Here is a 25,323-nt window from a genome sequence, read left to right as displayed (position 1 = left end):
ACGCACATCCGTTACATCTCGTAGGGCAGGAGCAAGGGGGGCCGATGGACGCGGAGTTGGCAGCACTCGCGACGGCGGGGGCGACGGCGCTGGTGCAGCAGATGGTGACCGAGGGATGGACACAGGCGCGGCAGCGGGTGGCGGCGTTCCTCTCACGGCGCCGGGACGGTGGCGAGGAAGAGGCTCTCGAAGGGGAGCTGGAGTTGTCACGTACGGAACTGGTGGCATCGCAGCGCAGCGGTGACGACGACGGCGCGGCCGACGTGGCGGCCGAATGGCGGGTACGGCTGCGGCGGGCGCTGCGCGACGACCCGGCCGCAGCGGAGGAACTGCGGCGGCTGCTGGCGGAGCTGCGGCCGGACGAGGGCGCCGGAACCGAAGTGGGAGAGGTGCACAACACCATCAGCGGCGGGGTGCAGCACGGGACGGTCATCCAGGCCGGAGTGGTCTCCGGGCTGAACCTGGGCGGCGGGACCGGGACTGGGGCCGGGGAGGGCTCCGCTCGTGGCTGACCCGGGGCCCGGCGGGCCAGGCCCTTTCCCCGCCCCTGAACCGGCCGCTCCGGAATCGGACGCTCCGGAACCGACTTGGGCCCAACCGGCTGGCTCCGAACCGGCTGGGTCCGGATCGGCCGGGCGGGTGGTCGTCGGGGTGCGCAACGACATCAGCGGCACGGTGTACGGGGCCGCCGTACAGGCCCGGAGCATCGGCACGCTGACCATCCAGGAGACCGCGCCGGCGATCGTGCCGGGCGCGCCGGTGCCCCGTACGCTGCCACCGGGCACCCGCCATTTCGTCGACCGCGACTCCGTACTGGCCGAGGTGACGCGCTTACTGGACGAGGCGCTGCCAATCGTCGGCGCCGAAGGCACGGGCGACGCCGGGGCGCCTCTCGTGGTGGTCCTGTGGGGTCCGGGCGGCGTGGGCAAGACGGCCACCGCCCTGCGCCTGGCCGCCGCGCTGCGGGGGCGCTTCGGACAGGGCGAGCTGTACACGGACCTGCGCGGGGCGTCCGCCGCGACGGCCGCCGGGCCGCCGACGGTGCTGTCGCGCTTCCTGCGCGACCTCGGTGTCCACCGGGACTGGATACCGGCCGAGCCCGACGCGCTGGAGAGTACGTTCCGCAGCGTGACGGCGGGGCGGCGCATCCTCACGGTGCTGGACGACGCGCATTCGGCCGCTCAGGTGAGGCCGTTGCTGGCCGCGTCCCCGGCCTCCCTGACGATCGTGACCAGCCGGACGGACCTGGGCCGCCTGGTGATCGAGTACGGCGCGCACGCCATACGCCTCGGACCGCTGCGCACGCCCGACGCGGTGGGGCTGCTCGCCCGTCTGGGCGGTACGGGCCCGGGAGTCGAGGCGGTGGCACGGCGGTGCGGCGGAATGCCTCTCGCGCTGTGTGCCATCGGGGCACGCGCCGCCGGTGCGCAACAGCCGGACTGGGAACTGCTGGAGCGCGAGATGGCCATGAGCGGCCAGGGCGACAGCGCACGCGGAGATGACGGGGCCGATGGGGCTGAGGGGGCTGAGGGGGCTGCGGGTGCCGGGGAAAGCGCCCTGGCCGCGGGCGCCGGGCGGCCGTCCGGCGAGGCGGCGCGTGAGCCGCATGGCAGCGGCGTGCCGGCTGACGCGTCGGCCGGAGGGGCGGACGAGTCGATGCGAAGCGCGATGGATGCCTCGTATGGGCACCTCTCGGAGGCCGCGGCCCGACTGTTCCGGCTGGCGAGCCTGCGGCCGTGGCGACATGTGACGCCGGGCGCCGCCGCAGCCGCGGCAGGCATACCCGAGGACGCGGCGAGCGCCCTGCTCGCCGAACTGGCCGACGCGCGGCTGCTGGAGGACGCGACCGGAGGGGAAGAGACGGCGCGAGCCGGGTCCGGAGAGGAAGGGGTGGCGCAAGCCGGGCCGGGAGCGGAAGGGGCGACGCAGGCCGGGCCCGACGGCCGGACCGACGTCTCCGGCCAGGCCGACGCCTCAGACCGGACCGACACCTCCGGCCAAGCGCGCTACCGGTTTCACGACCTGTGGCGGCAGTACGCGGAACGGCGCGTGCTGGCACAGGACGGCATCGCCGGGGCCGCGGCGGCAGTCCGCCGGACGCTGCTCTGGTATCTGCGCGCCGCAGCCTCGGCGGACGCGTGCGTGCTGCCGGGCCGCTGGCACCTGGGGCCCGCGTACACGCGGCTGGCGGGCCGTCCCGCCGCCTACGAGAACGGCCTCAGCGCGCTGGCCTGGCTGCGGGGCGAGCGGGAAAACCTGGCCGAGGCCGTACGGGCCGCGGCGGACCACGGACTCGACGACCTGACGTGGCAGTTGTGCGAGGCCATGTGGGGGCTGCACCTACGGCTCGGCTACCACCAGCAATGGGTGTCCACCCACCGGCTCGGCGTCGAGGCCGCCGCCCGCTGCGCGGAAGAATCCCCTGAAGCCGAAGGGCGGATGCGCGCCCAGCTCGGCTTCGCGCACCTGGGGCTGGCGGAGTACGCGCAGGCGCAGGCGCAGTTCGAGGGGGCGGCCGCCGCCGACCGGCGCGCCGGGCACATACGGGGCGAGGCGACGGCGGTGGAGTCCCTGGGGCTGCTGCATCTGAAGCAGGAACGGTGGGGCGATGCCGCCGAGTGCTTCCGGGCGGCCAGAAACCTGGCACAGCAGGTCGGTGACCCGCGCGCACTGGCCCTCCTCGAACATCACCTCGGGCGGTCGCTCCAGGGCATGGGCCGCCACGAGGAGGCGATCGGACAGCTGCGGCACGCACGGGACCTCGTGCGGGCACTGCCCGACCCCTACAACGAGGCCCGGGTGCTGATGAGTCTCGGGCGGACACTGCTCGACGCGGGGCGTGCCGCCGAGGCCGACGAGCCGCTCGACCGGGCCGCATCGGTCATGGCGGCGGAAGGCTCGGTCGTCCAGCAGGCGGATCTGGCGGAGCTGTGCGCCGACCGGGCCGGTCAGGCCGGGGACACGGCGGGCGAGATCCGGTATCTGCGGGCAGCGCTCGGCTTCCACGAGAGGACGGGATCGCCGAGGACCGGCGCTGTACGGGCACGGCTCGACCGGGTGGAAGCCACCCGGGGGAGGACCGCCGGGGAGGGCACTGCCCTGGAGGGAGCCGATGTGGGCGGCTGCGGGACAGGGGGAGGTGAGGGCGCGTCCGAAGAGGTCAGCGGGGAGGAGTGACCGTTACCTGGAGGTGGTGTTCGGCGTCGCCCGTCACCACGACCAGGCCGTCGGCCAGTTCTTCGACGGGCTTGCCGCGCTCGTACCAGGCGTAGAGAGCCGAGGCGTAGACGGCCGGATCGCACAGGTCGCGGTGGCCGTCCGCGCCGGGCGCAGCGGTGAGGGTGACGAGACGGCCGTCCGGTATGCGTACGAGGCAGGTGTCCGGCCCGGTGACACACGCGGCCATGGCGCAGTGCCGGTGGCGGTGCATGGCCGCCTGCGCCCACGCCCCGGGTTCCGGCCGGGAATCGTGGAGCACCACGTCGGCGAGGAGCAGCCGGGTCGCGTCGGGGACGTTCTCGTGGACGGCAGTGTGAGCGCCGGCGGTCTGGGACGCGGTGTGTTCCGGGCCCGGGGCTTGGTACGCGACCGTGCCGGGGCCGTCCGCATGGCGGGTGACGGTGATCTCCGGGAGCGCGGCGGGGCGGCGGTCGCGCAGGTGCGTCAGGACCTGAAGGGGCACCAGGAGCGGAGCGGCATTCGGAGCGGCATTCGGGGCGGCAGACGGGGCGGCGGAGGGCGGCTTTCCGTACGCGGGGTCGGGTAGACGTGGCAGGTAGGCCGGAGGGCCGGGCTCGGCGAGGCCCATGAGGCCGTAGAAGGCGCGCCGGAGCAAGGCGGCCGAGGCGCCTGGGGAGGAACTGGCCAGGGCGGTGAGCTGGGCATACCGGTCCGGGTGGTGGCCGGCGAGCAGCTTGTCGAGCTGGGGGAGCAGCGGTTCGTACGGGCGTAGCCGGGGAGCCGTACGGCCCAGCTCGGCGACGGGCGACGCCGGGTCGAGATCCTCTTCCGGGAACGCGCCGAGCAGGACGGGCGTACCGATGGCGGCCGCGTAGTACGTCACGCTGCCGTGGTCACCTATGACGGCGTCGGCGGCGGCCAGGACCTGCCGCCATGGGCCGAGCGGAGGTACGACGGTCAGCCCGGCCTGCTCGGCGTGCCGCAGCCACGCGCGCACCTGACCGGGGCCGTGGCCGTGCCAGATGTTCGGATGCAGGACGACGCAGCGGCGGTAGGTGTCGACGGGCGGTTCGCGGGCGAGGCATTCCAGGAGCCAGGGGAGGACGTCGTTGCTGTCGCCGAACAGCGAACGCGGTCCCCAGGTGGAGTTGACGACCACGAGACGCTGGCCGGCGGACACGCCGAGCGCGCGGCGGAAGCTGTCGCGGTGGGGGAGCGCGGTCAGCAGGCGGTCGAAGCAGGGGTCACCGGCGAGTACGGCGGTACGGGCAGCGGGCGGGCAGGCATGGCGGAGGCGTACGAGCTGCTCGGGGTGGGACAGTACGGTCGCCGTCGCGACGGGCTCGCCGTCCCGCAGCAGCCACTCCGGGGAGAGCCCGAAAACCGGTGCCCGCACAGCATCCCGCACCAGCCCGGGCCCCCGGTGTCCGGTGTCCGGTGTCCGGTGTCCGGTGTCCGGTGTCCGGTGTCGGCAGCCTCTTATTGTAGCCAATGCCGTGTGACAGGACGGCCAACTTCCCTTTGATCCGGTGCAGTTCGCCGCCGTAACTGGCGCTGACCGCGAGGTCGACCGGAGTCTCCACGGCCTGCTCCCAGGGCAGGACGGGTAGCCCGGCGTCCGCCAGCAGTTCCGGAACGCCGTGCAGGTAGGGCGAGGAGCCCGTACAGGTGGCCAGGCACTGGACGCGCGGGTCGGCGTCGAACAGGGGGAGCACGTCCAGAAGCCGGGTGGCGGAGGTGACGTTGTGCACCACGAACAGGACGCGCGCTGCTCCGGCCCGGGTCGACCACTGTGAGGCCTCCGGACCGACCGGAACCCGCAGCCATCGCTGCCCGGCCGCGACCGCTTCCCCCACACGCCTCTCCTCTCACCCCTGGCTCGACCGGCCACCCTAACCCGTGCGCCCGTCCGCCCGTCGGGCCCGGCAGAATGAAGGAGTGCGGCTCGAAGCGATCACCTGGGACCGGCTCGCCGACGCGCTCGCCGAGCACATCGGCGCGACGGCGGCGGCGGACGGCGGCCCGTGGCTGCGCGTCGCCGTCGACGGAGCGCCGGCCGCCCGGCCGGCGGACGTCACCGGGCGGCTCGCCGAGGCGCTGCGGCTGCGCGGCAGGCCCGTACACGCCGTCGCGGCCGACGGCTTCCTGCGCCCCGCCTCCCTCCGCCTGGAGTACGGGAAGGAAGACCCCGACGCCTACTACGACGAATGGTTCGACCGGCAGGCGCTCTGGCGGGAGGTGCTCACGCCGCTCGATCCGGGCGGTACGGGACGGGTGCTGCCGGATCTGTGGGACCCCCGGACGGACCGGGCGACACGCAGCCCGTATGCGGAACTGCCGCCCGGCGGCGTACTGCTGCTGCACGGTCCGCTGCTCTTCGGGCACTGGTTCCCCTTCGACCTGTCGGTCCATCTGAAGCTGTCGTCCGCGGCGCTGGCCCGCCGCACTCCGCCGGACGAGCAGTGGACGCTGCCCGCCTTCGCGCGGTACGAGGACGAGGTACGGCCGGAGGAGGCCGCCGACGTCGTCGTGAAGGCGGACGACCCGCACCGCCCGGCCTGGAGCGGACTCCGCTGACCGCCCGGTCACGGCCGTCGGCCCCCTGTCACGGCCGTCGCCCCCTGTCACGGCCGTCGGCCCCCGGTCACGGCCGTTGGCCCCCGGTCACGGCCGCCACCGCCCAGGTCAGCCGTGTCCACGGGCGCGCCGGGTCGGGCCGTGCCCAAGGGAACGAGTGACACCCCTGCCTCCTCCCCGGACCGCCGCCGTGGCCGCCCCTCCTGAAAACCGTACGACCCACCACTGACAATCCGTCACAGCCAAGGCCCACGCCGGTTAGCGTGAGGCGCTGACCATGACGTGCGGGAAGCCGGGAGGGGCGCTGCGCATGGAGGACATCGGCTGGGACACGAGCACGGCGCAGTGGCTGAACCCACCGCCGCAAGCGGTGCGCGAGCCAGGGGCACCGGCCGGCGGGCCGCTGGTCGTCACGGCCGCCGCGGGGAGCGACTTCTGGCGGCGGACCGGTTACGGCTTCGTCCGGGACACCGGCCACGCGCTGCTGACGGCCTTCCCCGCGGACTCGGCCGTCGAGGTGTCCTTCATCGCCGCTTTCGACGAGCTGTACGACCAGGCCGGGGCGATGGTGCGGGTGGACGCCCGTACCTGGGTCAAGGCCGGGGTGGAGATGAGCGACGGAGCGCCGCAGCTGGGCGCGGTGGTCACCCGCGAGTGGTCCGACTGGTCGCTGGCGCCCGTACCGGCCTGGGCCGGGCGCGAGGTCACGGTCCGTGTGAGCCGCAGCGGCGACGCGCTGACCGTACGGGCGCGGCGCGAGCAGGAGCCGTGGCGCATGCTGCGGCTGGCGCCGCTCGATCCGGATGCGAAAGCGTTCGCGGGGCCCTTCTGCTGCTCGCCGCGGCGGGCGGGCCTGAAGGTACGGTTCACGCGCTTCGCGGCAGGTCCGGCCGACACGTCTCTCCACTGACCCCGGCAGGCCGCCTCGGGAAACCCCTCGCCGGGCCCCCACCCGTGCCGCGTCAGGCGTCCGCCAGGGCCAGCAGCTTGGTGACCGTGTTCCAGTTGCGGGCCGTGGCCGTCACACCGAGCCGGGCGCGGGAGACCGCTTCGGCGAGTTTGGAGCGGCCGATTCCGTCCGGGCACCACAGATACAGCTCGCGGCCGATCAGCCGGAACCGGTCCGGGGCGTACGCGTCGGGGTCCAGCGCCTCCAGTGGGGACACGTCGCCGGGGACGGCGGACAGGAACGTCACATGCAGGGTCTTCGGCTCGGTCGCGGCCTGCGGGAAGGGGTTGGCCGCGACGGCGGCGGCCAACTCGTCGCGGGTCCGGACCATCACGGGGACGGGGAAGCCCAGGTCGTCGGCGATCCGGGCCTCGATGCGGCGCGCGGTCTCCTCGGGCGGCGTGCCCGGGTCGGCGAAGACGATGTTGCCGGTCTGCAGGAGGACCGTCACGTCCGTGTGGCCCAGTGACGCGAACAGCTCGCGCTGCCGCGCCATGGGGAACTTCTTGTGGCCTCCGACGTTGATGCCGCGGAGCAGAGCGATCTGGCGGGACATGACTGATGCGTGCCGTTTCTTCGGAGGGGCGGGGCGCGTACCGACAGCGAGAGCGTCGGCCGTCGAAGGACTCGGAGGTCTCGGAGGTCTCGGAGGTCTTGGAAGGTTCGGAGAAGGTTCAGAAGAGGGGCTGCGGGAGGACGCCCTCCAGAGCCAGCAACTGGCGCTTGGTCTCCAGGCCGCCACCGAAACCGCCGATGCCGCCGTCGCTGGCGACCACCCGGTGGCAGGGCACGACGACCGGGAGCGGATTCGAGCCCATGGCCGCGCCCACCGCGCGGGCGGCGCCCGGCTCCCCGACCCGGTCGGCCAGATCCTGGTAGCCGACCACCGTGCCGTACGCGACGTGGGCGGCCAGCTCGCGCAGCACCCGCTCGTTGAAGCCCGCGGACAGGGACCAGTCCAGGGGGACGGTGAAGGCCCGCAGCCCGCCGTCGAAATACCGGGCCAGCTCGTCGGCCGCCGTGGCCAGGTGGGGTATCTCGGGGAGAGGTTCCTGGCCGAACGCCTGCCGGAGACGGCTCAGCGTCCGGCGGGTGGTCCGCTCGTCGGCGTGGAAACCGACCAGGGCCAGCCCGTCGTGTGTCGCCGCGAGCAGCAGCGGTCCGATGGGGGTGTCCAGCACACGCCAGGCCCAGCGGATGGTCCGCCCGGCCTGCTGATCACGCTCTGCGTTCATCACGGCAGCAGCCTATGACCCACCACTGACAATGCCCCTGACCTGCATTCCAGGGGCATTGCCGCGAGGCTGCCGGTGCGCTTTCGACTGTCTCGGTGCTAGCGGCCGGAGCCCTCCAGGGCGTCGCGGACGACGTCCGGCTTGTTGCTGATGATGCCGTTGACGCCCTGCTCGGCGGCCTTGACCGCACTGGCGGCGTCGTCGATGGTCCAGGTGAAGACCTCCAGCGGCTTGCCGTGCGCGCCCTTGACCTTGTGCACGGCGGCGACGTACCCGGCGTCGATCGACTTGTACTGGGGGTTGATCTGGTCGGCGAAGGCCGCGTACTTGGGCAGTTCGGCGACGGCGGGCGTACCGAGGAAGCCCGTCTTGATGTCGGAGCGCAGACCGTGGACCTTCTTCACCGAGTCGGCGCTGAAGCTCTGCACGATCAGCCGGTGCTTGACGTGGTGGCGGTCCAGCCAGCCGTCCTCACGCAGCTCCTTGAGGATCTGCCGCTCGATGCCGGGGTAGAGCTCGGGCGCCTTGATCTCCATCAGCAGCTTCTGGCCGTTGTCCTCGACCGCGTCCATGTAGTCCTCCAGCGTCGGCACGCGCTCGCCGGCGAACTTCGGGCTGAACCAGCTGCCCGCGTCCAGCTGCTCGATCTCCTTGAGCGTGAAGTCGGCGACGTTCCAGGGCGCACGGCCGGGGAAGACCTGCTCGACGTCGGTCGTCCGGGCGAGCGAGGTGTCGTGCACGATGACCAGCTCGCCGTCCTTGGTGCGCTGGACATCGTTCTCCACCCACGCGATTCCGCGGTCGGCCGCCGCGTCGACGGCTGCGAGGGTGTTCTCGGGGGCGTAGGCGGAGGCACCCCGGTGGGCGATGGTCTCCACTCTGCGGTTGCTGTCGGCGGCCTGGGCGACGCCGGCGGGGAGCATGGACGCGGCGAGGCCCACGAGCACACCGGCGACCGAGGCAACAGTGGCGACAGGACGGATACGCATACGGACTCCTAGTGACGGCGTGGAGGCGAACGTGCGCCGGGGCCGGGCCCGCGGCGGGCCGGTCCGGAGCGGGGTACGCGGCCGCCGTCCCGGCCTCGGTGCGGCCGGTGGCGGAGCCGGAACCCCTGCGGGGAACGAGATGGATTCGGGGTGGGACGCGCAGAGGGTCGCAGTTGGGGTGTACCGGAAGACAGGCGTCTGATGGACAGAAATTGAACGAGAAGTGTTCTGTGGTCCGTGTTTGACCGTTCCGGTCCCGTGACCTCGTCAAAAGGCACGCAACGTACGCACGTGCCGGACCCGGCGCGGGGCGTGGAGGCCCGGCCTCCACGCCCACCGGCCGGGGAATCGGCCCGCCGGCCCCGCTGGCCGGTTCTGGGCTTGCGCCCGCCGCACCCCGCCGACTCCGCCGATCCCGCCGACGGAATCGCTGGTCGGAGCGTTTTCCGGCCGGTTGTCAGTGGGGAGTCGTACGGTTGGTTCCATGCGGCCCGTTTCCAAGATCGAACGCACGGTGGCGCCCTTCGAGGTCGTCAGCCCCTATCAGCCCAACGGCGACCAGCCGGCGGCCATCGCCGAGCTGGCGCAGCGCGTCAGCGGTGGTGAGAAGGATGTCGTCCTGCTCGGCGCGACCGGTACCGGCAAGTCCGCGACCACCGCGTGGATGATCGAGAAGCTGCAGCGGCCCACCCTCGTCATGGCGCCCAACAAGACCCTCGCGGCGCAGCTCGCCAACGAATTCCGCGAGCTCCTGCCCAACAACGCCGTCGAGTACTTCGTCTCCTACTACGACTACTACCAGCCCGAGGCGTACGTCCCGCAGTCGGACACCTACATCGAGAAGGACTCCTCGATCAACGAGGAGGTCGAGCGGCTGCGCCACTCCGCGACGAACTCCCTGCTCACGCGGCGTGACGTGATCGTGGTCGCCTCGGTCTCCTGCATCTACGGCCTGGGCACCCCCCAGGAGTACGTGGACCGCATGGTGCCGCTCAAGGTCGGTGACGAGATCGACCGCGACCAGATGCTCCGACGCTTCGTCGACATCCAGTACACCCGCAACGACATGGCCTTCACCCGCGGCACGTTCCGCGTCCGCGGCGACACCATCGAGATCTTCCCGGTCTACGAGGAGCTGGCCGTCCGCATCGAGATGTTCGGTGACGAGATCGAGGCGCTGTCCACGCTCCACCCGCTGACCGGCGAGGTCATCAGCGAGGACCAGCAGCTGTACGTCTTCCCCGCCAGCCACTACGTCGCGGGTCCCGAGCGCATGGAGAAGGCCATCGCCGGCATCGAGGCGGAGCTGGCCGAGAGCCTCGCCACGATGGAGAAGCAGGGCAAGCACCTGGAGGCCCAGCGGCTGCGGATGCGCACGACCTACGACATCGAGATGATGCGCCAGGTCGGCTCGTGCTCCGGCATCGAGAACTACTCGATGCACATGGACGACCGCGCCCCCGGCACCGCGCCGAACACCCTCCTGGACTACTTCCCCGACGACTTCCTCCTGGTCATCGACGAGTCGCACGTCACCGTGCCGCAGATCGGCGCGATGTACGAGGGCGACGCCTCCCGTAAGCGCACCCTGGTCGAGCACGGCTTCCGGCTGCCGTCCGCCCTCGACAACCGGCCGCTGAAGTGGGAGGAGTTCCTGGGGCGCGTCGGCCAGACGGTCTATCTGTCCGCGACGCCCGGCTCCTACGAGCTCTCGCGCTCCGACGGCTACGTGGAGCAGATCATCCGCCCGACGGGCCTGGTCGACCCCGAGGTGATCGTCAAGTCCACCGAGGGCCAGATCGACGACCTGGTGCACGAGATCCGTACGCGTACGGAGAAGGACGAGCGGGTCCTGGTCACCACCCTGACCAAGAAGATGGCCGAGGACCTCACCGACTACTTCGTCGAGCTGGGCATCCAGGTCCGCTACCTGCACAGCGACGTCGACACGCTGCGGCGGGTGGAGCTGCTGCGGGAGCTGCGGGCCGGCGAGTACGACGTCCTGGTCGGCATCAACCTGCTGCGGGAGGGCCTCGACCTGCCCGAGGTGTCGCTGGTGGCGATCCTGGACGCCGACAAGGAGGGCTTCCTCCGGTCGGGCACGTCCCTGATCCAGACCATCGGCCGGGCCGCCCGTAACGTCTCCGGCCAGGTCCACATGTACGCCGACAAGATCACCCCGGCGATGCGGAAGGCCATCGACGAGACCAACCGCCGCCGGGAGAAGCAGCTCGCGTACAACAAGGAGAAGGGCATCGACCCGCAGCCGCTCCGCAAGAAGATCGGCGACATCGTCGCGACGCTCGCGCGCGAAGAGATCGACACCCAGGAGCTGCTGGGCACGGGCTACCGCAAGACGGCCGAGGGCAAGGACGCCAAGGGCAAGGCGCCGGTGCCCGCGCTGGGCGGGAAGGCGGCCAAGGGCAAGGCAGCGAAGGGCGGTGGCGGTACGCCCACCGACCGGCCCGCCACGGAACTGGCCGAACTCATCGAGGAGATGACCGACCGGATGCGGGCCGCCGCCGCCGAGCTGCAGTTCGAGGTGGCCGCCCGGCTGCGCGACGAGGTGGGCGAACTCAAGAAGGAACTGCGGCAGATGAAGGAGGCCGGACTGCGCTGAGGGGATTGTGCGGGGGGGGAATTGCGCTGAGGGGGCTGCGCGGAGGGGATTGTGCGGGGGCTGCGCATAGGGGCAGCCTCGGTGCTGGTGCTGGTGCTGGTGCTGGTGCTGGTGCTGGTGCTGGTGCTGGTGCTGGTGCTGGTGCTGGTGCTGGTGCTGGTGCCGGTGCCGGTGCCGGTTGGAGTCGGCGCGGGATGGGAGCGGTTGCCGGAGTTGGTGCTGCTGTCCGTGCCGGAGTCGGTGTCGGCACCGGCATGGGTGCGGGCTGGGGGGGGGGCTGGGTGCGGAGTGCTGCGGGGCATCGGAGGGGTGATGGGGGCCCTGCGTCGGCTGGGTGCTTCTGTGGGCGGCCGGAGCGTACGGCTGTGTTGCAGGAGCGCCACAAAGCGCGGGGCGGATGCGTTCCGGGGGCGGGCCGTGCATAAGGTCGGGGAAGGCCGTCGGGGAGGCGGCAACGGGGAGAACAGAGCGAGAGGGGACGGCACGTGTCGGTCAACTTGTTCAAGGGGCAGGGCATCAGCCTGGCGAAGTCCGACGGGGGGACGCTGACCGCGGTACGGATGGGACTGGGCTGGCGTTCGGCGCCCCGCCGCGGCCTGTTCGGATCGCGGACCAGGGAGATCGACCTCGACGCCTCGGCGGTGCTGTTCGCCGACAAGCAGCCGATGGACGTCGTCTTCTTCCAGCACCTCGTCAGCGACGACGGTTCGGTGCGGCACACCGGCGACAACGTGGTGGGCGGCGCGGGGCAGGGCGGGGACGACGAGGCGATCCTCGTCGACCTGTCGCGGGTGCCGGTGCACATCGACCAGATCGTCTTCACCGTGAACTCCTTCACCGGCCAGACCTTCGCCGAGGTGCAGGACGCCTTCTGCCGCCTGGTCGACGAGACCACCGGCCAGGAACTGGCCCGCTACACCCTCACCGGCGGCGGTGACTACACCGCGCAGATCATGAGCAAGGTGCACCGCTCCGGCACCGGCTGGCAGATGACCGCGATCGGCGAACCCTCCAACGGCCGTACGTTCAAGGACGTGGTCCCGGGGATACTGCCGTACCTGTAAGCACGCACCAGGCCCCGTCGGCGAGCACGGGGCGCACGACACTTCGGGGGAACGACGATGACGGCCGAGCTTGTCCGCGGGCAGAACCATCCACTGGACCGGACCCGTTTGGAGATCAGGATCGCGGCGGGCGGACCCGTCGTCGCGGGGGTGACGCTCGCCGACGAAGAGGGCAACCTCGCGGGCATCGAGGCGGTCGCCCACCCGGGAGCGCCGCGCCGCAACGGCGTCGAGGTGCCCCGGCAGGCGGCCGGCGAGCACCGGATCGCGATGGACCTGGACGCCCTGCCCGCCGCGGTGCACCGGGCCGGCGTGCTGCTCGCGCTGCCCGTCGGCATCGGCGGGCCGACGGCCTTCGGCACGGCGGCGGCACCGTTCGTCGCGGTCACGGGCCTCGACGGTACGGAGATCGCCACCTTCACGCTCACCGACCTCGGCGCCGAATCCGCTGTCGTGGCCGTGGAGCTGTACCGCAGGCAGGGCGCCTGGAAGGTCCGGGCCGTAGGACAGGGGTACGCGGGCGGGCTCGCGGCGCTGCTCCAGGACCAGGGGCTGCCGCAGGCCGCCGCACTGGCCTCGGAGATCCAGCAAGCGGTACGCAGCGGCCACGCGCGCTCGGTACCGGCGTCGGAGCCGACCGCGACAGCCGACCGCACCGGGATGGCCGAACGCACCCCGGCCGCTGACCCCATCCCGGCCGCTGACCCCATCCCGGCCGCTGACCCCATCCCGGCCGCTGACCCCACCCCGACCACCGGCCCCACCACGACGGCCGCCCCCGGTCACGAGGCAGGATCGGGCCACGAGGCAGGATCGGGCCACGAGGCCGCCCACGGCCACAAGGCACGTACGGATACGGACCGCGCAGCCATCGACTACCGGCACCCGAAGCGCCGCTCCGCCGCCCCGCAGCCCCCCTCCGCCGCCCCGCACCCCCGCCAGGACGTCCCCACCCCGGCCGTGCCCTCGCCCGGCGGCGAGGCAACACCCGGCGGCGAGGCAATGCCCTCCGAGACCCGGCCTCCCGGCCCGGTCGCCGGTGACGCCGCCGGCCGGACCCTCGACGAGCGGCTCTACAACCAGGTCTGGGGGATGTTCGAAGACCTGGCGCGGACGGTCGCCGCCTACCGCAGCGCCATGGACTTCGCCCAGTCCCGCCTGGCGAAGGAGCTGGACGCCGTCAACGCCGACCCCCGCAACCGCGTCGGGCCGGCCGCCGACGCCGCGCGGGCCGCCGCGCACGACAAGCACGCCCGTCTGGCGGCCCAGGCCCGCGAGGTGCTCGACCGGGACCTCGCCCAGCTCACCGCCGAGGCCGAGGTCGTCGAGCCCGCCCTGCCCCCGGCCTTCGCCTCCTGGAGCAGCCCCGTCTGGCAGGGCTACCGGCCCCCGGAGGAGTACCCGACGGCGGTGCGGCTCGGTGACCTGCGCCTGCCGGAGTGCCCTGACCTGCGCATTCCCATGCTCGTACGGCTGCCGATGGACCGCGGTCTGTGGATCGACAGCGGACAGCCGGAGACGTTCGGCCGGACGGGGTCCCCCGACGACGCGTTCGCGAGCGCCTTCGGCCTCGACGACCTCGGCGGCGGTCCCGACGGTGACGGTCCCGACGGCGGCGGTCCGGATGACGGCGAGCCGCTCGACGCGGCCGAGGTACGGCGCCGGGCGATGGACACGGCCGTCACGCTCGCCGCCCGCCTGCTGGCCGCCCATCCGGCCGGCGAGCTCACCGTCCAGGTCATCGACCCGGCCGGTGCCGCGGCGCCCGCGCTGGCCCCGCTGCTGGAGACGGGCGCGCTTCGCGAACCCCCGGCCGCCGGCGCGCAGGGCGTCACCGCGGTGCTCGGCGAACTGACCCGGCGCGTGGACCTCGTACAGATGGCCGTCCGCAACCGGGCGGCGGAGGCCCTGCCGCCGGATCTGGACACCGCCGAGCAACTGCTGATCGTCCACGACTTCCCGCACGGCTTCGACGACCGCGCCGTCAACCAGCTCCGCTATCTGGCGGACGAGGGCCCGTCGGTGGGCGTGCATCTGCTCATGGTCGCCGACCGGGCCGAGGCACGGGCGTACGGGCCGGTGCTGGACCCGCTGTGGCGTTCCCTGCTGCGGATCACGCCGGTGCCGGACGCCCATCTCGCCGACCCCTGGGTCGGTCACGCCTGGACGTACGAGCCGTCGCGTGTACCGGACGGCAGCCAGGTGCTGCGCCAGGTCCTGGGCGATCTGGCCGAAGCCCGCCGGTCGCAGGGGCACACCCGGTCCCGCGAGAGCTGAGCCGTCCGCCAGGGGCGGGCAGACGACCACATCACCGGTCGCCTGCCCGCCCCTCGCGCTTGCCCCGGGGCGCTTCTCGGGGGCGCCCGCCTCGAGACCCGCCCCAAGGCTCCAAGCCCGCAGTCCCAAGCCCTCAAGCCAACCCCAAGCCCCCAAGCCCTAAACCCAACCCCAAGCTCCCAGCCCCAAACCCCAGGGCCCTGACCAGCTGATTTACCCACCCCTTTACTATTCATTGCCTTTCCTTTACTCTCATGGTGCGGAGGGGAGTATTCCCTCGCGACGTACCCGTCATCACGGATCGCACCACTGACGAGATCCCGGGGCGTCGGCCCATCGCGGGGAGCGCGCATCAGCGCTCTCGGGTGGAAGAGACCTCCGGCAGCGACGACGCTGTTAGTGCCGTACGACTCTGCCGGAGGAGCAGTGGACGTTTCCCTGACCCTGTGGGTGCTGACCATCGTCGGTCTGTGCGCCCTGATCACCGCCGATTTCTTCATCGGCGGCCGCAAACCGCACGAGGTCTCCGTCAAGGAGGCCGGCGTCTGGACCGCCGTCTGGATCGCCCTCGCCGGGCTCTTCGGCCTCGGCCTGCTGCTCTTCGGCGGCGGGCAGCCGGCCGGCGAGTTCTTCGCGGGCTTCATCACCGAGAAGTCGCTGAGCGTCGACAACCTCTTCGTCTTCGTCCTGATCATGGCGAAGTTCGCGGTGCCGGCCATCTACCAGCAGCGGGTGCTGATGGTCGGTGTGCTGATAGCCCTGGTGCTGCGCGCCGGGTTCATCGGCGCGGGCGCCGCGATCATCGCCAACTTCTCGTGGGTCTTCTACATCTTCGGCGCGTTCCTCATCTGGACGGCCTGGAAGCTCATCCAGGAGGCACGTTCCGGGGAGCAGGACGAGGAGTTCGAGGAGAACCGCTTCCTGAAGCTGGTCGAAAAGCGGTTCCCGTCGACCGACCAGTACCACGGCACCAAGCTGTTCATCGTCGAGAACGGCCGGCGTCTGATGACGCCGATGCTGATCGTCATGCTGGCGATCGGCACCACCGACGTGCTGTTCGCGCTGGACTCGATCCCCGCGATCTTCGGCCTCACCCAGGACCCGTACATCGTCTTCACCGCCAACGCGTTCGCCCTGATGGGTCTGCGGCAGCTGTACTTCCTCATCGGCGGTCTGCTGAAGAAGCTGGTGCACCTCTCCTACGGCCTGTCGATCATCCTCGGATTCATCGGTGTGAAGCTGGTGCTGCATGCCCTGCACGAGTCGGGCGTGAGCGTTCCGGAGATCAGTATCCCGGTCTCGCTGGGCGTCATCTGCGCCGTCCTCGTCGTCACGACAATCACGAGCCTGCGGGCCTCGAAGAAGCAGGCCAGGGCGGAGGCGGCGGACGCCGCAGCCAAGAGGGAAGCCGAAGGTGCCGAAGATGCCAAGGATGCGATAGACGCCTGACGAGTTGTCCGGAGACGCCTGACCGGCCGGCCGGGCGGATGGCCGATCCGCCGCAAGGCGTTGAGCGAGGTCCCGCGGGTGTACCGCAGGGCCTCGCCCGCATGCGCCGGGCAGACGTAGGCCAGTCGCAGGGCATATGCGTACGTCACATATGTCCGCGGTGCGCCACAAGCCCGTACAGTGCGCGCATCGTTGGTCGCGCGCCCGTAGGGAGACCGACGCCCCACCGGCCTCGGCCCGTCGGCGCGCACTGTCCCGAGGGGGGACCATGCGTCATCACAACAAGGCGGCCGCCGCTGCCGCACTCGCGATAGCCACGGCGGCCGGAGGGCTCGTCACGGCAGCACCCGCGTCCGCGGCCGGATCCGTGCACCTGTCGAAGATCTACTACAACAGCCCCGGCAGCGACAACCGCTCCAACGCCAGCCTCAACGCCGAGTGGGTGCAGATCAAGAACTCCACCTCGCGCGCCGTCAGCCTCAAGGGCTGGAAGCTGACCGACACCTCCCGCCACACGTACACCTTCGGTACGTACAGCCTGGGAGCCGGGAAGACCGTGACGGTGCACACCGGCCGCGGGCGCGACACCGCCGCCCACCGCTACCAGAACCGCCGTGCCTACGTGTGGAACAACACCAAGGACACCGCGACCCTCAAGAAGCCGTCCGGCGCGCGCGTCGACAGCTGCGGCTACAACAACGCGCGCCGGTCCTACGTCACCTGCTGACGGACCACCCGCCGGGCGGCCGGGCACGGACCGGCCGCCCGCACCGGCCCAAGCGTCTCTGCCGGTGCGGGCGGCCTACGCGTCCCTGCCGGTGCGGACCGGTCCAAGCATCTCTGCCCGTCCGCACCGGCCTACGCGTCCCTGCCCGTCCGCCCGTCCGTCACCAGCCGCGTTCGCGCCACTCGGCGAGGTGCGGGCGCTCCGCGCCGAGCGTGGTGTCCGAGCCGTGCCCCGGGTAGACCCAGGTCTCGTCGGGCAGCGCGCCGAAGAGCTTGGCCGAGATGTCGTCGAGGAGGCTGGTGAACCGCTCCGGGTCGTCCCAGGTGTTGCCGATGCCGCCGGGGAAGAGGCAGTCGCCGGTGAAGACGTGCGGGTGCCCGTGCGGGTCGTCGTAGATCAGGGCGATGCTGCCCGGGGTGTGTCCCGCCAGGTGGCGGGCGGTCAGCCGGACCTCGCCGACGGCGATGGTGTCGCCGTCCTCGACGGGCACGTCGGTCGGTACGGGGATGCCTTCGGCGTCGTACCGGCCCGCGTACGTACGGGCGCCCGTCGCGTCCACGACCTCGCGCAGCGCGCCCCAGTGGTCACCGTGCTGATGGGTGGTCACCACGGAGGCGATGCCGCTGTCGCCGATCAGGTTGACAAGGGTGGCCGGCTCGGCGGCGGCGTCGATCAACAACTGCTCGCCGGTGGCGCGGCAGCGCAGCAGATAGGCGTTGTTGTCCATCGGGCCGACCGCGACCTTGGAAATCATCAGGTCGGCCAGCTCGTGTACGTCGGCCGGTCCGCCGACCTTCACTGCTCCCGTGTAGCTCATGGGTCCACCCTAAAGCGGGGGGAGGCCCGGAAGGGGGCCGCCCCGGGTGTCGAGTCCGGTGCCCTTGGCCCGTCCGGTGAGCCAGCCGACCAGTTCGTTGGGGGAGCCGGACACCACCAGGTACGGGACGTCTCCCGTGCGCTCCGTGACCACACCGGTGTGCTCCGTACGGCCGGTCCGCCACCGCCGTCCGTCGGGGGTGCGCAGTTCCAGGGCCGGTACGTCGACGTGCCCCGCGAACTTCTTCCCCGTCATGAACGCCAGTTCGGCGTCGACGAAGGCCGTCGGCAGCTGCTCGATGCCGTAGCCGACTCCCAGGTCGATACGGTGCAGCTCGACCTCGGCCAGCCGGCGGAACGGCAGCCGGGCGGCGCGTTCGAGGACGCCGTTGCGCATCTCCAGCTCGTACTGGCGGCGGGCGGGCGGCACGGCCGCCGCTGCCGCGTCGAAGCGCTCGGCGCTGGTCCGCAGGTCGTCCAGGTGCACGGCGAGCGGCCGGTCGGCGCCCTCGGCGATGTCGGCGTCCCGGGCCTCGGCGCTCGCGTACATCGGGGTGCGGACGCCGGTACGCGCCCAGGTCAGCAGGTTGACGAGGGCATCGGCGTTGCGTGCGACGTGGGCGAGCAGGTGGCCGCGGGTCCAGTCGGGCAGCAGTGACGGTTCTCCGATCGCCTCGTCGTCCAACTTGCCCACATCGACGAGCAGTCGGTCGGTTGCCTCACGGACGGAGGCGGTGTCCTGTGCAAAACCCGGCACGGAGTCGGGCACGTTGTCGGTCATGGTCCGAAGCTAGCGCCGCGGTGGCGTCTGCGGGAGTCGGCCTGCACAGATCCGGGCGTACGCGGGTGGCGCCGGCGGCGTGGAACGGCCCCGTCCGGCCCGGTGGAGGCGGGCCGGACGAGGCCGTGGGGGCGGAACCTGCCGGGGCCGAAACCGCTACCCGGCCGTCCGCCCGTCCCCCTCGGCCCCCCCGACTACCCAGCCTCCCCATCAGGAGCGCCGAACCACCGCCGCAACGCGTCGCCGAGAGCGGCCGATTCGTCCGCCGTGCAGGTCGCGGACGCTGCCGCTGCCGTTCGCGTGGCGGTCGCCGCGCCGCCCGTACGGACACGGACGGTATCCCCGTCCGCCGTCCCGACCGCCCCGACCGCCTCACCGCTCTGCCACGACGCGACCGCGGCCTCCCCGTTCCGGGCCGTACGGGCGGCCTCCTCAGCCGCCCTCTCCGCCGCCTTCTCAGTCGCCCCCTCAGCCGCCCCCTCAGCGTCCCGCCGTACGTCCGTACCGGAGGCCCAAGCCGTGATCCCGTCCGGCCGTACCAGCAGCCCGGCCAGCTCCGGACGCCCCGGGCAGCGGCCCGTCACCACGCGCACCCGCCCCTCGTACCCGGCGGCGTGCTCCGCGGCCTGCCAGGCCGCCTCCGGGGCATCGGAGAGGACGAGCAGCAGCCCCCGCCCGTCCTGGAGGTGGGCGGCGAGCCGGGTGCCGTCGGCCAGTTCGAGGTCGGGGGCGCTGCGGCCGGTCAGCGGGTGGTCGCCGGGCAGGTCGTAGCCCTGCCACACGCCGGAGATCTTCTTGGTGAAGTAGGTGGTGCCGGTGACGGTACGCGTCAGGTCGCGGACCACCTCGCGCAGCGCACGGGCGTGCGGGTCCGGCCGCATCACCGCGATCTGGGCGCGGGTCCACTCCAGCACCCACGCGCCGATCGGGTGCCGCTCGGTGGTGTACGTGTCCAGCAGCCCTTCCGGCGCGTGGCCGTGGATCGTGGCGGCCAGCTTCCAGCCCAGGTTCACCGCGTCCCCGATGCCCAGGTTCAGTCCCTGGCCGCCGAACGGCGAATGCACGTGCGCCGCGTCGCCGGCCAGCAGGACGCGCCCGGAGCGGTAGTCGGGGACCTGGCGGGCATTGTCGGTGAAGCGGGTGGCGGTGAGCACCTTGGTGATCGTGACGTCGGTCCCCGAGACGCTGCGCAGGCTGGTCTGCAACTCCTCCAGGGTGATGGGGGCGTCGCGGTCCTCCGGAGGGCCGTCGAACTCGACGGTGAGGATGCGGCCGGGCAGCGGGCCGTGGGCGTAGATCCCGGTATCCGTCTCGTTCCAGCCCGCGCCGAGCTTCTCGGACCCGGTCAGCTCCACCATCGCCTGGTGGCCGGTGATCTCCGGGTCGGTGCCGGGGAAGGGGAACCCCGCGAGCCTGCGGACCGTACTGCGCCCGCCGTCGCAGCCCACCAGCCAGCCGGCCCGGACCGTCTCCGGGGCCGGGCCCCCGGCCGCCCCGTCCCCGCTCCCGGCCGCCCCGTCCCCGCTCCCAGCCGTCCCGTCCCCGTCCCCGTCCTCCGCGACCGGCCGCAGCCGCACCGTCACGCCGTCCTCGGCCGCGTCGAAGCCGGTCACCTCCACGCCACGGCGTACGACGACCCCGAGTTCGGCGGCGCGTTCGGCGAGCAGCCGTTCCAGTGTCAGCTGCGGCACCAGCCCGACGTCGCCGGCCGGTCCGGCGCCGTGGAAGTCGGGGTCGGACTCGTCCAGGAGGTCGGCGCGCAGCATGATGCCCGCGAAGTGACCGGCGAACTTCGGCACCGCGCGTACGGCCGTCGCCCCCGCCGCCTGCCGCTGCCGCACGAAGGAGCTGAACCGGCCGATCGCCTCCTTCTGCACCTCGGCGAGCGCGGGCAGCAGCCCGCGCCGGTAGAACGCCTCCGCACTGGGCGTGTTGATGGCCCCTGCCTTGATCGTCTCGTCCGGCGCGGTCAGGCGCTCCAGCACGACGACGCGCACCCGGCGCAGGGCGAGTTCGCAGGCGAGCATCAGTCCTACGGGCCCGGCGCCCGCGATCACCACGTCCGGACGCGTGTCCGTGCGGTCGGTTGTCTCCATGTCCATGCGAAGAAGTGTAGTGACTAAAAATTTGTTTCGGCTAAAATTTTGGTCATGGGTGACGGTGCGGAGAAGAGCGGGCGGACCGGCGGCAAACGGGGGACCGCGGACGTTGGCGGGCTCTCGCTGCGCGAGCTCAAGAAGATCCGGACCCGCGAACGGATCTCCGGCGAGGCGACCCGGCTGTTCGTCGAGCGAGGCTTCGAGCACGTCACCGTCGCCGAGGTCGCCCGCGCGGCCGAGGTCTCGACGATGACGGTCTTCAACTACTTCCCCCGCAAGGAAGACCTCTTCCTCGACCGGGTTCCCGAAGCCGTGGAACTGGCGACGCGCGCCGTACGGGAGCGGGGTGAGGGGTGCTCGCCACTGGAGGCGCTGCACCGCCTCACGCTCGACCTGCTGGAGCAGCGGCACCCGCTCGCCGGGGTGGGGCCGTGGGACAGCTACTGGTGGCGGGTGCTGGCGGAGTCGCCGGCGCTGCTGGCCCGCGGGCGCGAGGTCGTGGAGGAGTTCGAGGCCACGCTCGCCGGACTGTTCGCGGAGGCCGAGGGTGCCGGGCCGGACGAGTACGGGCCGAGGCTGGCCGCGGCCCTGACCGTGGCCGCGTACCGCTCCGTGTACGCGGCGGTCATCCGGAAGCAGCTCGCGGGTGTTCCCGTCGAGGAGATCGCCGCGGCGGAGGGGGAGCTGCTGCGGCACACGTTCGACGTACTGTCGCGGGTAGTACGGACGGAGCCACCGGCGCGCGAGGCCTGAGCGCCGGACGGAGCCACCGGCGCGCGAGGCCTGGGCGCCGGACGGACAGTCCGGAGAAGCGCCTGAGCGCCGGACGGAGGGCCTGGAGAAGAGCCTGAACACCGGACGGACAGCCCGGTGAGGCGCCCGGGAAATCGAACACCAGCCACTTCACCCGTGACTTCGGACACCTTTGCCGTTCCGCCGGATGGCGCCCTGGCGGCCCCGGTACGCGGGGGAACCGGAGGCGTCCGGGAGGCGTGGGTGAAGGGGAGAGCGGTCTGTCGATGATCGCGAGGAAGAGACGCGGGCTGCCGCGTGTTGAGATCAGCGACCACACGTTCGGGTGAAGCAGTGCGACGGACCCGGTAATTCGAATGCGCGTGCTATAGGCTCGTGTGTGGCATCAATAAGACATCGCCGCGGCGGCCCCCATACCCTGGGGCAGGGGCTCCGCTCAGCTTCCGTGCCCACCGGCTCGGCGCCCGGACGACCGGGCCGCCCCGCCGCCGTCGACCGGGCCCGTGCAGGCTGAGCCGCGGCCTCCCGCCCCTCTCCAGAAAGGTGCCGACCGGCGTGGCCGACCGTCTCATCGTCCGTGGCGCTCGCGAGCACAACCTCCGCAACGTCTCGCTCGACCTCCCCCGGGATTCCCTCATCGTCTTCACGGGGCTCTCCGGGTCGGGCAAGTCCTCGCTCGCCTTCGACACGATCTTCGCCGAGGGGCAGCGCCGCTATGTCGAGTCGCTCTCCTCCTATGCCCGGCAGTTCCTCGGGCAGATGGACAAGCCCGATGTGGACTTCATCGAGGGCCTGTCCCCCGCGGTCTCGATCGACCAGAAGTCGACCTCGCGCAACCCGCGCTCCACGGTCGGCACGATCACCGAGGTCTACGACTACCTCCGCCTGCTGTTCGCCCGTATCGGCAAGCCGCACTGCCCGGAGTGCGGCGACCCGATCGCCCGGCAGTCGCCGCAGGCCATCGTGGACAAGGTCCTGGAGCTGCCCGAGGGCAGCCGCTTCCAGGTGCTGGCCCCGCTGGCGCGTGAGCGCAAGGGCGAGTTCGTCGACCTCTTCTCCGACCTGCAGACCAAGGGTTACAGCCGCGCCCGCGTCGACGGGGAGACGATCCAGCTCTCCGACCCGCCGAAGCTGAAGAAGCAGGAGAAGCACACGATCGAGGTGGTCGTCGACCGCCTCACCGTCAAGGACAGCGCCAAGCGGCGGCTGACCGACTCCGTCGAGACCGCGCTCGGCCTGTCCGGCGGCATGGTCATCCTCGACTTCGTCGACCTCGACGAGGACGACCCGCAGCGCGAGCGGATGTATTCGGAGCACCTGTACTGCCCGCGCGACGACCTGTCGTTCGAGGAGCTGGAGCCCCGCTCCTTCTCCTTCAACTCGCCCTTCGGCGCCTGCCCCGACTGCACCGGCATCGGTACGCGCATGGAGGTCGACCCGGATCTGATCATCCCGGACGAGGAGAAGTCCCTCGACGAGGGCGCCGTCCACCCCTGGTCGCACGGCCACACCAAGGAGTACTTCGGCCGCCTGGTCGGCGCGCTCGCCGACGCCCTCGGATTCCGTACGGACATCCCCTGGGCCGGGCTGCCGCAGCGCGCCAAGAAGGCCGTCCTGAACGGCCACCGCACCCAGATCGACGTGCGCTACCGCAACCGGTACGGCCGCGAGCGCTCGTACACCACCGCGTTCGAGGGCGCCGTGCCGTTCGTCAAGCGGCGCCACCAGGAGGCGGAGAGCGACAGCAGCCGCGAGCGCTTCGAGGGCTACATGCGCGAGGTGCCCTGCCCCACCTGTGAGGGCACGCGCCTGAAGCCGATCGTCCTCGCGGTCACGGTCAAGGGCCACTCCATCGCCGAGGTCTCGGCCATGTCGATCAGCGACTGCGCCGACTTCCTGCGCGAGATGAAGCTCGACGCCCGCGAGAAGAAGATCGCCGAGCGGGTCCTCAAGGAGGTCAACGAGCGGCTGAAGTTCCTCGTCGACGTTGGCCTGGACTACCTCTCGCTCAACCGCGCGGCGGGCACCCTCTCCGGCGGCGAGGCCCAGCGCATCCGGCTCGCCACCCAGATCGGCTCCGGCCTGGTCGGCGTGCTGTATGTGCTCGACGAGCCGTCCATCGGCCTGCACCAGCGCGACAACCACCGCCTCATCGAGACGCTGGTGCGCCTGCGCGACATGGGCAACACCCTCATCGTCGTCGAGCACGACGAGGACACGATCAAGGTCGCCGACTGGGTCGTGGACATCGGTCCGGGCGCCGGCGAGCACGGCGGCAAGGTCGTGCACAGCGGCCCCATGAAGGAACTCCTGACGAACAAGGAGTCGGTCACCGGGCAGTACCTGTCCGGCAAGAAGGCCATCGTGACGCCCGAGGTGCGGCGCCCCGCCGACCCGAAGCGGCAGCTGACGGTGCACGGCGCGAAGGAGAACAACCTCCGCGACATCGACGTCTCCTTCCCGCTCGGTGTGCTCACCGCGGTCACCGGCGTCTCCGGCTCCGGCAAGTCCACGCTCGTCAACGACATCCTCTACACCCACCTGGCGCGCGAGCTGAACGGCGCCAAGTCGGTGCCCGGCCGCCATGTGCGCGTCGAGGGCGACGACCTGGTGGACAAGGTCGTACACGTCGACCAGTCGCCCATCGGCCGTACGCCGCGCTCCAACCCCGCGACGTACACCGGCGTCTTCGACAACGTCCGCAAGCTGTTCGCGGAGACGATGGAGGCCAAGGTCCGCGGCTACCTCCCCGGGCGCTTCTCCTTCAACGTCAAGGGCGGCCGCTGCGAGAACTGCGCGGGCGACGGCACGATCAAGATCGAGATGAACTTCCTGCCGGACGTGTACGTGCCGTGCGAGGTCTGCCACGGCGCGCGCTACAACCGGGAGACCCTGGAGGTCCACTACAAGGGCAAGTCCATCGCCGAGGTGCTGGACATGCCGATCGAGGAGGCGCTGAGCTTCTTCGAGGCCGTGCCGACCATCGCCCGGCACCTGAAGACGCTCGACGAGGTCGGGCTGGGCTACGTCCGGCTCGGGCAGTCCGCGCCGACGCTCTCCGGTGGTGAGGCGCAGCGCGTCAAGCTCGCCTCCGAGCTGCAGAAGCGTTCCACGGGCCGTACGGTCTACGTCCTGGACGAGCCGACCACCGGTCTGCACTTCGACGACATCAGCAAGCTGATCAAGGTGCTGTCCGGCCTGGTCGACAAGGGCAACTCGGTCATCGTCATCGAGCACAACCTCGACGTGATCAAGACCGCCGACTGGGTCGTGGACATGGGTCCCGAGGGCGGCAACGGCGGCGGTCTGGTCGTCGCCGAGGGCACGCCGGAGCAGGTCGCGGCCATCCCCGCCAGCCACACGGGCAAGTTCCTGCGCGACATCCTGGGCGACCGGGTCAGCGACGCGGGGCCGGCCACGACCGGCGGGGCGAAGAAGCGCGCGGCCCGTAAGACGGTCGCCGCGACGAAGGCCCCGGCCAAGAAGACCGTCTCGGCGAAGACGGCCACCAAGACGGCCACCAAGGCGACCGCTGCCAGGACGACGGCCCAGAAGACCGCCGCCAAGCCCGCGGCGGCCAAGAAGGCGGCCGTGAAGACGGCCGCGAAGCCGACGGCTGCGAAGAAGGCGACGCGGGCCCGCAAGGCCTGACGGCCGCACCGTTCCACCGAACGGGCCGCCACCCACTAGGAGAAGTGGGTGGCGGCCCGTTCGCGTACGGCCAGGTCCCCGTCAGCTCCGCCGCGTACGGCCAGGCCCTATCAGCTCCGCCGCGTTCGGTTCAGGCCCCCGTCAGCTCCACCGCGT

At 71.8% G+C, this 25,323-nt stretch carries 18 protein-coding genes; 11 read left to right on the top strand and 7 right to left on the bottom strand.

Annotated elements, in window-relative coordinates:
• The first annotated feature begins 44 nt into the window (after positions 1-44).
• Both A6A06_RS07235 and A6A06_RS07230 read left to right on the top strand, forming a co-directional pair.
• Positions 45-512 carry a hypothetical protein gene (locus A6A06_RS07235; protein WP_073760219.1) on the top strand — a complete coding sequence of 156 codons (468 nt, stop codon included), beginning with the start codon at positions 45-47 and terminating at the stop codon, positions 510-512.
• A 139-nt stretch (positions 513-651) separates the two neighbouring features.
• Positions 652-3,177, top strand: a complete 2,526-nt coding sequence (locus A6A06_RS07230) for a tetratricopeptide repeat protein (RefSeq protein ID WP_199930735.1) — start codon at positions 652-654, stop codon at positions 3,175-3,177.
• On the opposite strand, the gene A6A06_RS07225 is transcribed toward A6A06_RS07230, so the two are convergent.
• Entirely contained in the window at positions 3,161-4,576 is a 1,416-nt protein-coding gene (locus A6A06_RS07225; protein WP_338015859.1) for a hypothetical protein, read from the bottom strand. The two genes, A6A06_RS07230 and A6A06_RS07225, sit on opposite strands and share 17 nt — an antisense overlap.
• A gap of 542 nt (positions 4,577-5,118) precedes the next feature.
• On the opposite strand from A6A06_RS07225, the gene A6A06_RS07220 reads away from it, so the two are divergent.
• Together A6A06_RS07220 and A6A06_RS07215 are read left to right on the top strand one after the other, a co-directional pair.
• Positions 5,119-5,757 (top strand): uridine kinase, encoded by a 639-nt coding sequence (locus tag A6A06_RS07220; protein WP_073760215.1) that lies wholly within the window; start codon positions 5,119-5,121, stop codon positions 5,755-5,757.
• A gap of 277 nt (positions 5,758-6,034) precedes the next feature.
• Positions 6,035-6,667: a DUF1349 domain-containing protein gene (locus A6A06_RS07215; RefSeq protein WP_242440609.1), complete on the top strand. Its 633-nt coding sequence runs from the start codon at positions 6,035-6,037 to the stop codon at positions 6,665-6,667.
• A 52-nt stretch (positions 6,668-6,719) separates the two neighbouring features.
• On the opposite strand, the gene A6A06_RS07210 is transcribed toward A6A06_RS07215, so the two are convergent.
• From A6A06_RS07210 to A6A06_RS07200, 3 genes are all read right to left on the bottom strand, one after another.
• Positions 6,720-7,262, bottom strand: coding sequence for a DUF1697 domain-containing protein (locus tag A6A06_RS07210; protein ID WP_073760211.1), 543 nt, complete (start codon positions 7,260-7,262; stop codon positions 6,720-6,722).
• Between the two features lie 118 nt (positions 7,263-7,380).
• A complete protein-coding gene (locus A6A06_RS07205) occupies positions 7,381-7,941 on the bottom strand; it encodes a methylated-DNA--[protein]-cysteine S-methyltransferase (protein ID WP_242440617.1) in 561 nt (186 codons plus the stop codon).
• A gap of 98 nt (positions 7,942-8,039) precedes the next feature.
• A complete protein-coding gene (locus tag A6A06_RS07200; RefSeq protein WP_073760209.1) occupies positions 8,040-8,930 on the bottom strand; it encodes a glycerophosphodiester phosphodiesterase in 891 nt (296 codons plus the stop codon).
• 484 nt (positions 8,931-9,414) lie between these two features.
• On the opposite strand from A6A06_RS07200, the gene uvrB reads away from it, so the two are divergent.
• The 5 genes from uvrB to A6A06_RS07170 all read left to right on the top strand — a co-directional run bounded on the left by uvrB (position 9,415) and on the right by A6A06_RS07170 (position 17,067).
• On the top strand, positions 9,415-11,550 hold the full coding sequence (uvrB, locus tag A6A06_RS07195; RefSeq protein WP_073760207.1) for an excinuclease ABC subunit UvrB: 2,136 nt from the start codon (positions 9,415-9,417) through the stop codon (positions 11,548-11,550).
• Between the two features lie 485 nt (positions 11,551-12,035).
• Positions 12,036-12,614: a TerD family protein gene (locus A6A06_RS07185; protein WP_073760203.1), complete on the top strand. Its 579-nt coding sequence runs from the start codon at positions 12,036-12,038 to the stop codon at positions 12,612-12,614.
• 57 nt (positions 12,615-12,671) lie between these two features.
• A complete protein-coding gene (locus A6A06_RS07180) occupies positions 12,672-14,891 on the top strand; it encodes a TerD family protein (RefSeq protein WP_073760201.1) in 2,220 nt (739 codons plus the stop codon).
• A gap of 426 nt (positions 14,892-15,317) precedes the next feature.
• Positions 15,318-16,340: a TerC family protein gene (locus A6A06_RS07175; protein WP_073760199.1), complete on the top strand. Its 1,023-nt coding sequence runs from the start codon at positions 15,318-15,320 to the stop codon at positions 16,338-16,340.
• A 268-nt stretch (positions 16,341-16,608) separates the two neighbouring features.
• The gene (locus A6A06_RS07170; protein ID WP_073760197.1) at positions 16,609-17,067 is read left to right on the top strand and encodes a lamin tail domain-containing protein; all 459 of its coding nucleotides are present in this window, start codon (positions 16,609-16,611) and stop codon (positions 17,065-17,067) included.
• Between the two features lie 160 nt (positions 17,068-17,227).
• Here A6A06_RS07170 and A6A06_RS07165 read toward each other — a convergent pair whose 3' ends face one another.
• From A6A06_RS07165 to A6A06_RS07155, 3 genes are all read right to left on the bottom strand, one after another.
• A complete protein-coding gene (locus A6A06_RS07165) occupies positions 17,228-17,884 on the bottom strand; it encodes an MBL fold metallo-hydrolase (RefSeq protein WP_073760196.1) in 657 nt (218 codons plus the stop codon).
• Positions 17,885-17,893: 9 nt separating this feature from the next.
• Entirely contained in the window at positions 17,894-18,664 is a 771-nt protein-coding gene (locus A6A06_RS07160; protein ID WP_073760195.1) for a maleylpyruvate isomerase family mycothiol-dependent enzyme, read from the bottom strand.
• Between the two features lie 194 nt (positions 18,665-18,858).
• Positions 18,859-20,766 (bottom strand): FAD-dependent oxidoreductase, encoded by a 1,908-nt coding sequence (locus tag A6A06_RS07155; RefSeq protein WP_274535871.1) that lies wholly within the window; start codon positions 20,764-20,766, stop codon positions 18,859-18,861.
• Positions 20,767-20,814: 48 nt separating this feature from the next.
• On the opposite strand from A6A06_RS07155, the gene A6A06_RS07150 reads away from it, so the two are divergent.
• Together A6A06_RS07150 and uvrA are read left to right on the top strand one after the other, a co-directional pair.
• The gene (locus A6A06_RS07150) at positions 20,815-21,516 is read left to right on the top strand and encodes a TetR/AcrR family transcriptional regulator (RefSeq protein ID WP_073760194.1); all 702 of its coding nucleotides are present in this window, start codon (positions 20,815-20,817) and stop codon (positions 21,514-21,516) included.
• Positions 21,517-22,071: 555 nt separating this feature from the next.
• Positions 22,072-25,167, top strand: a complete 3,096-nt coding sequence (gene uvrA / locus A6A06_RS07145; protein ID WP_073760193.1) for an excinuclease ABC subunit UvrA — start codon at positions 22,072-22,074, stop codon at positions 25,165-25,167.
• Positions 25,168-25,323: the final 156 nt, after the last annotated feature.

The sequence above is a fragment of the Streptomyces sp. CB02923 genome (assembly GCF_001905005.1).
GTDB lineage: Bacteria > Actinomycetota > Actinomycetes > Streptomycetales > Streptomycetaceae > Streptomyces.
The sequence above is the reverse complement of the archived record's forward strand: the minus strand, read 5'-3'. Positions and strand labels throughout refer to the sequence as shown.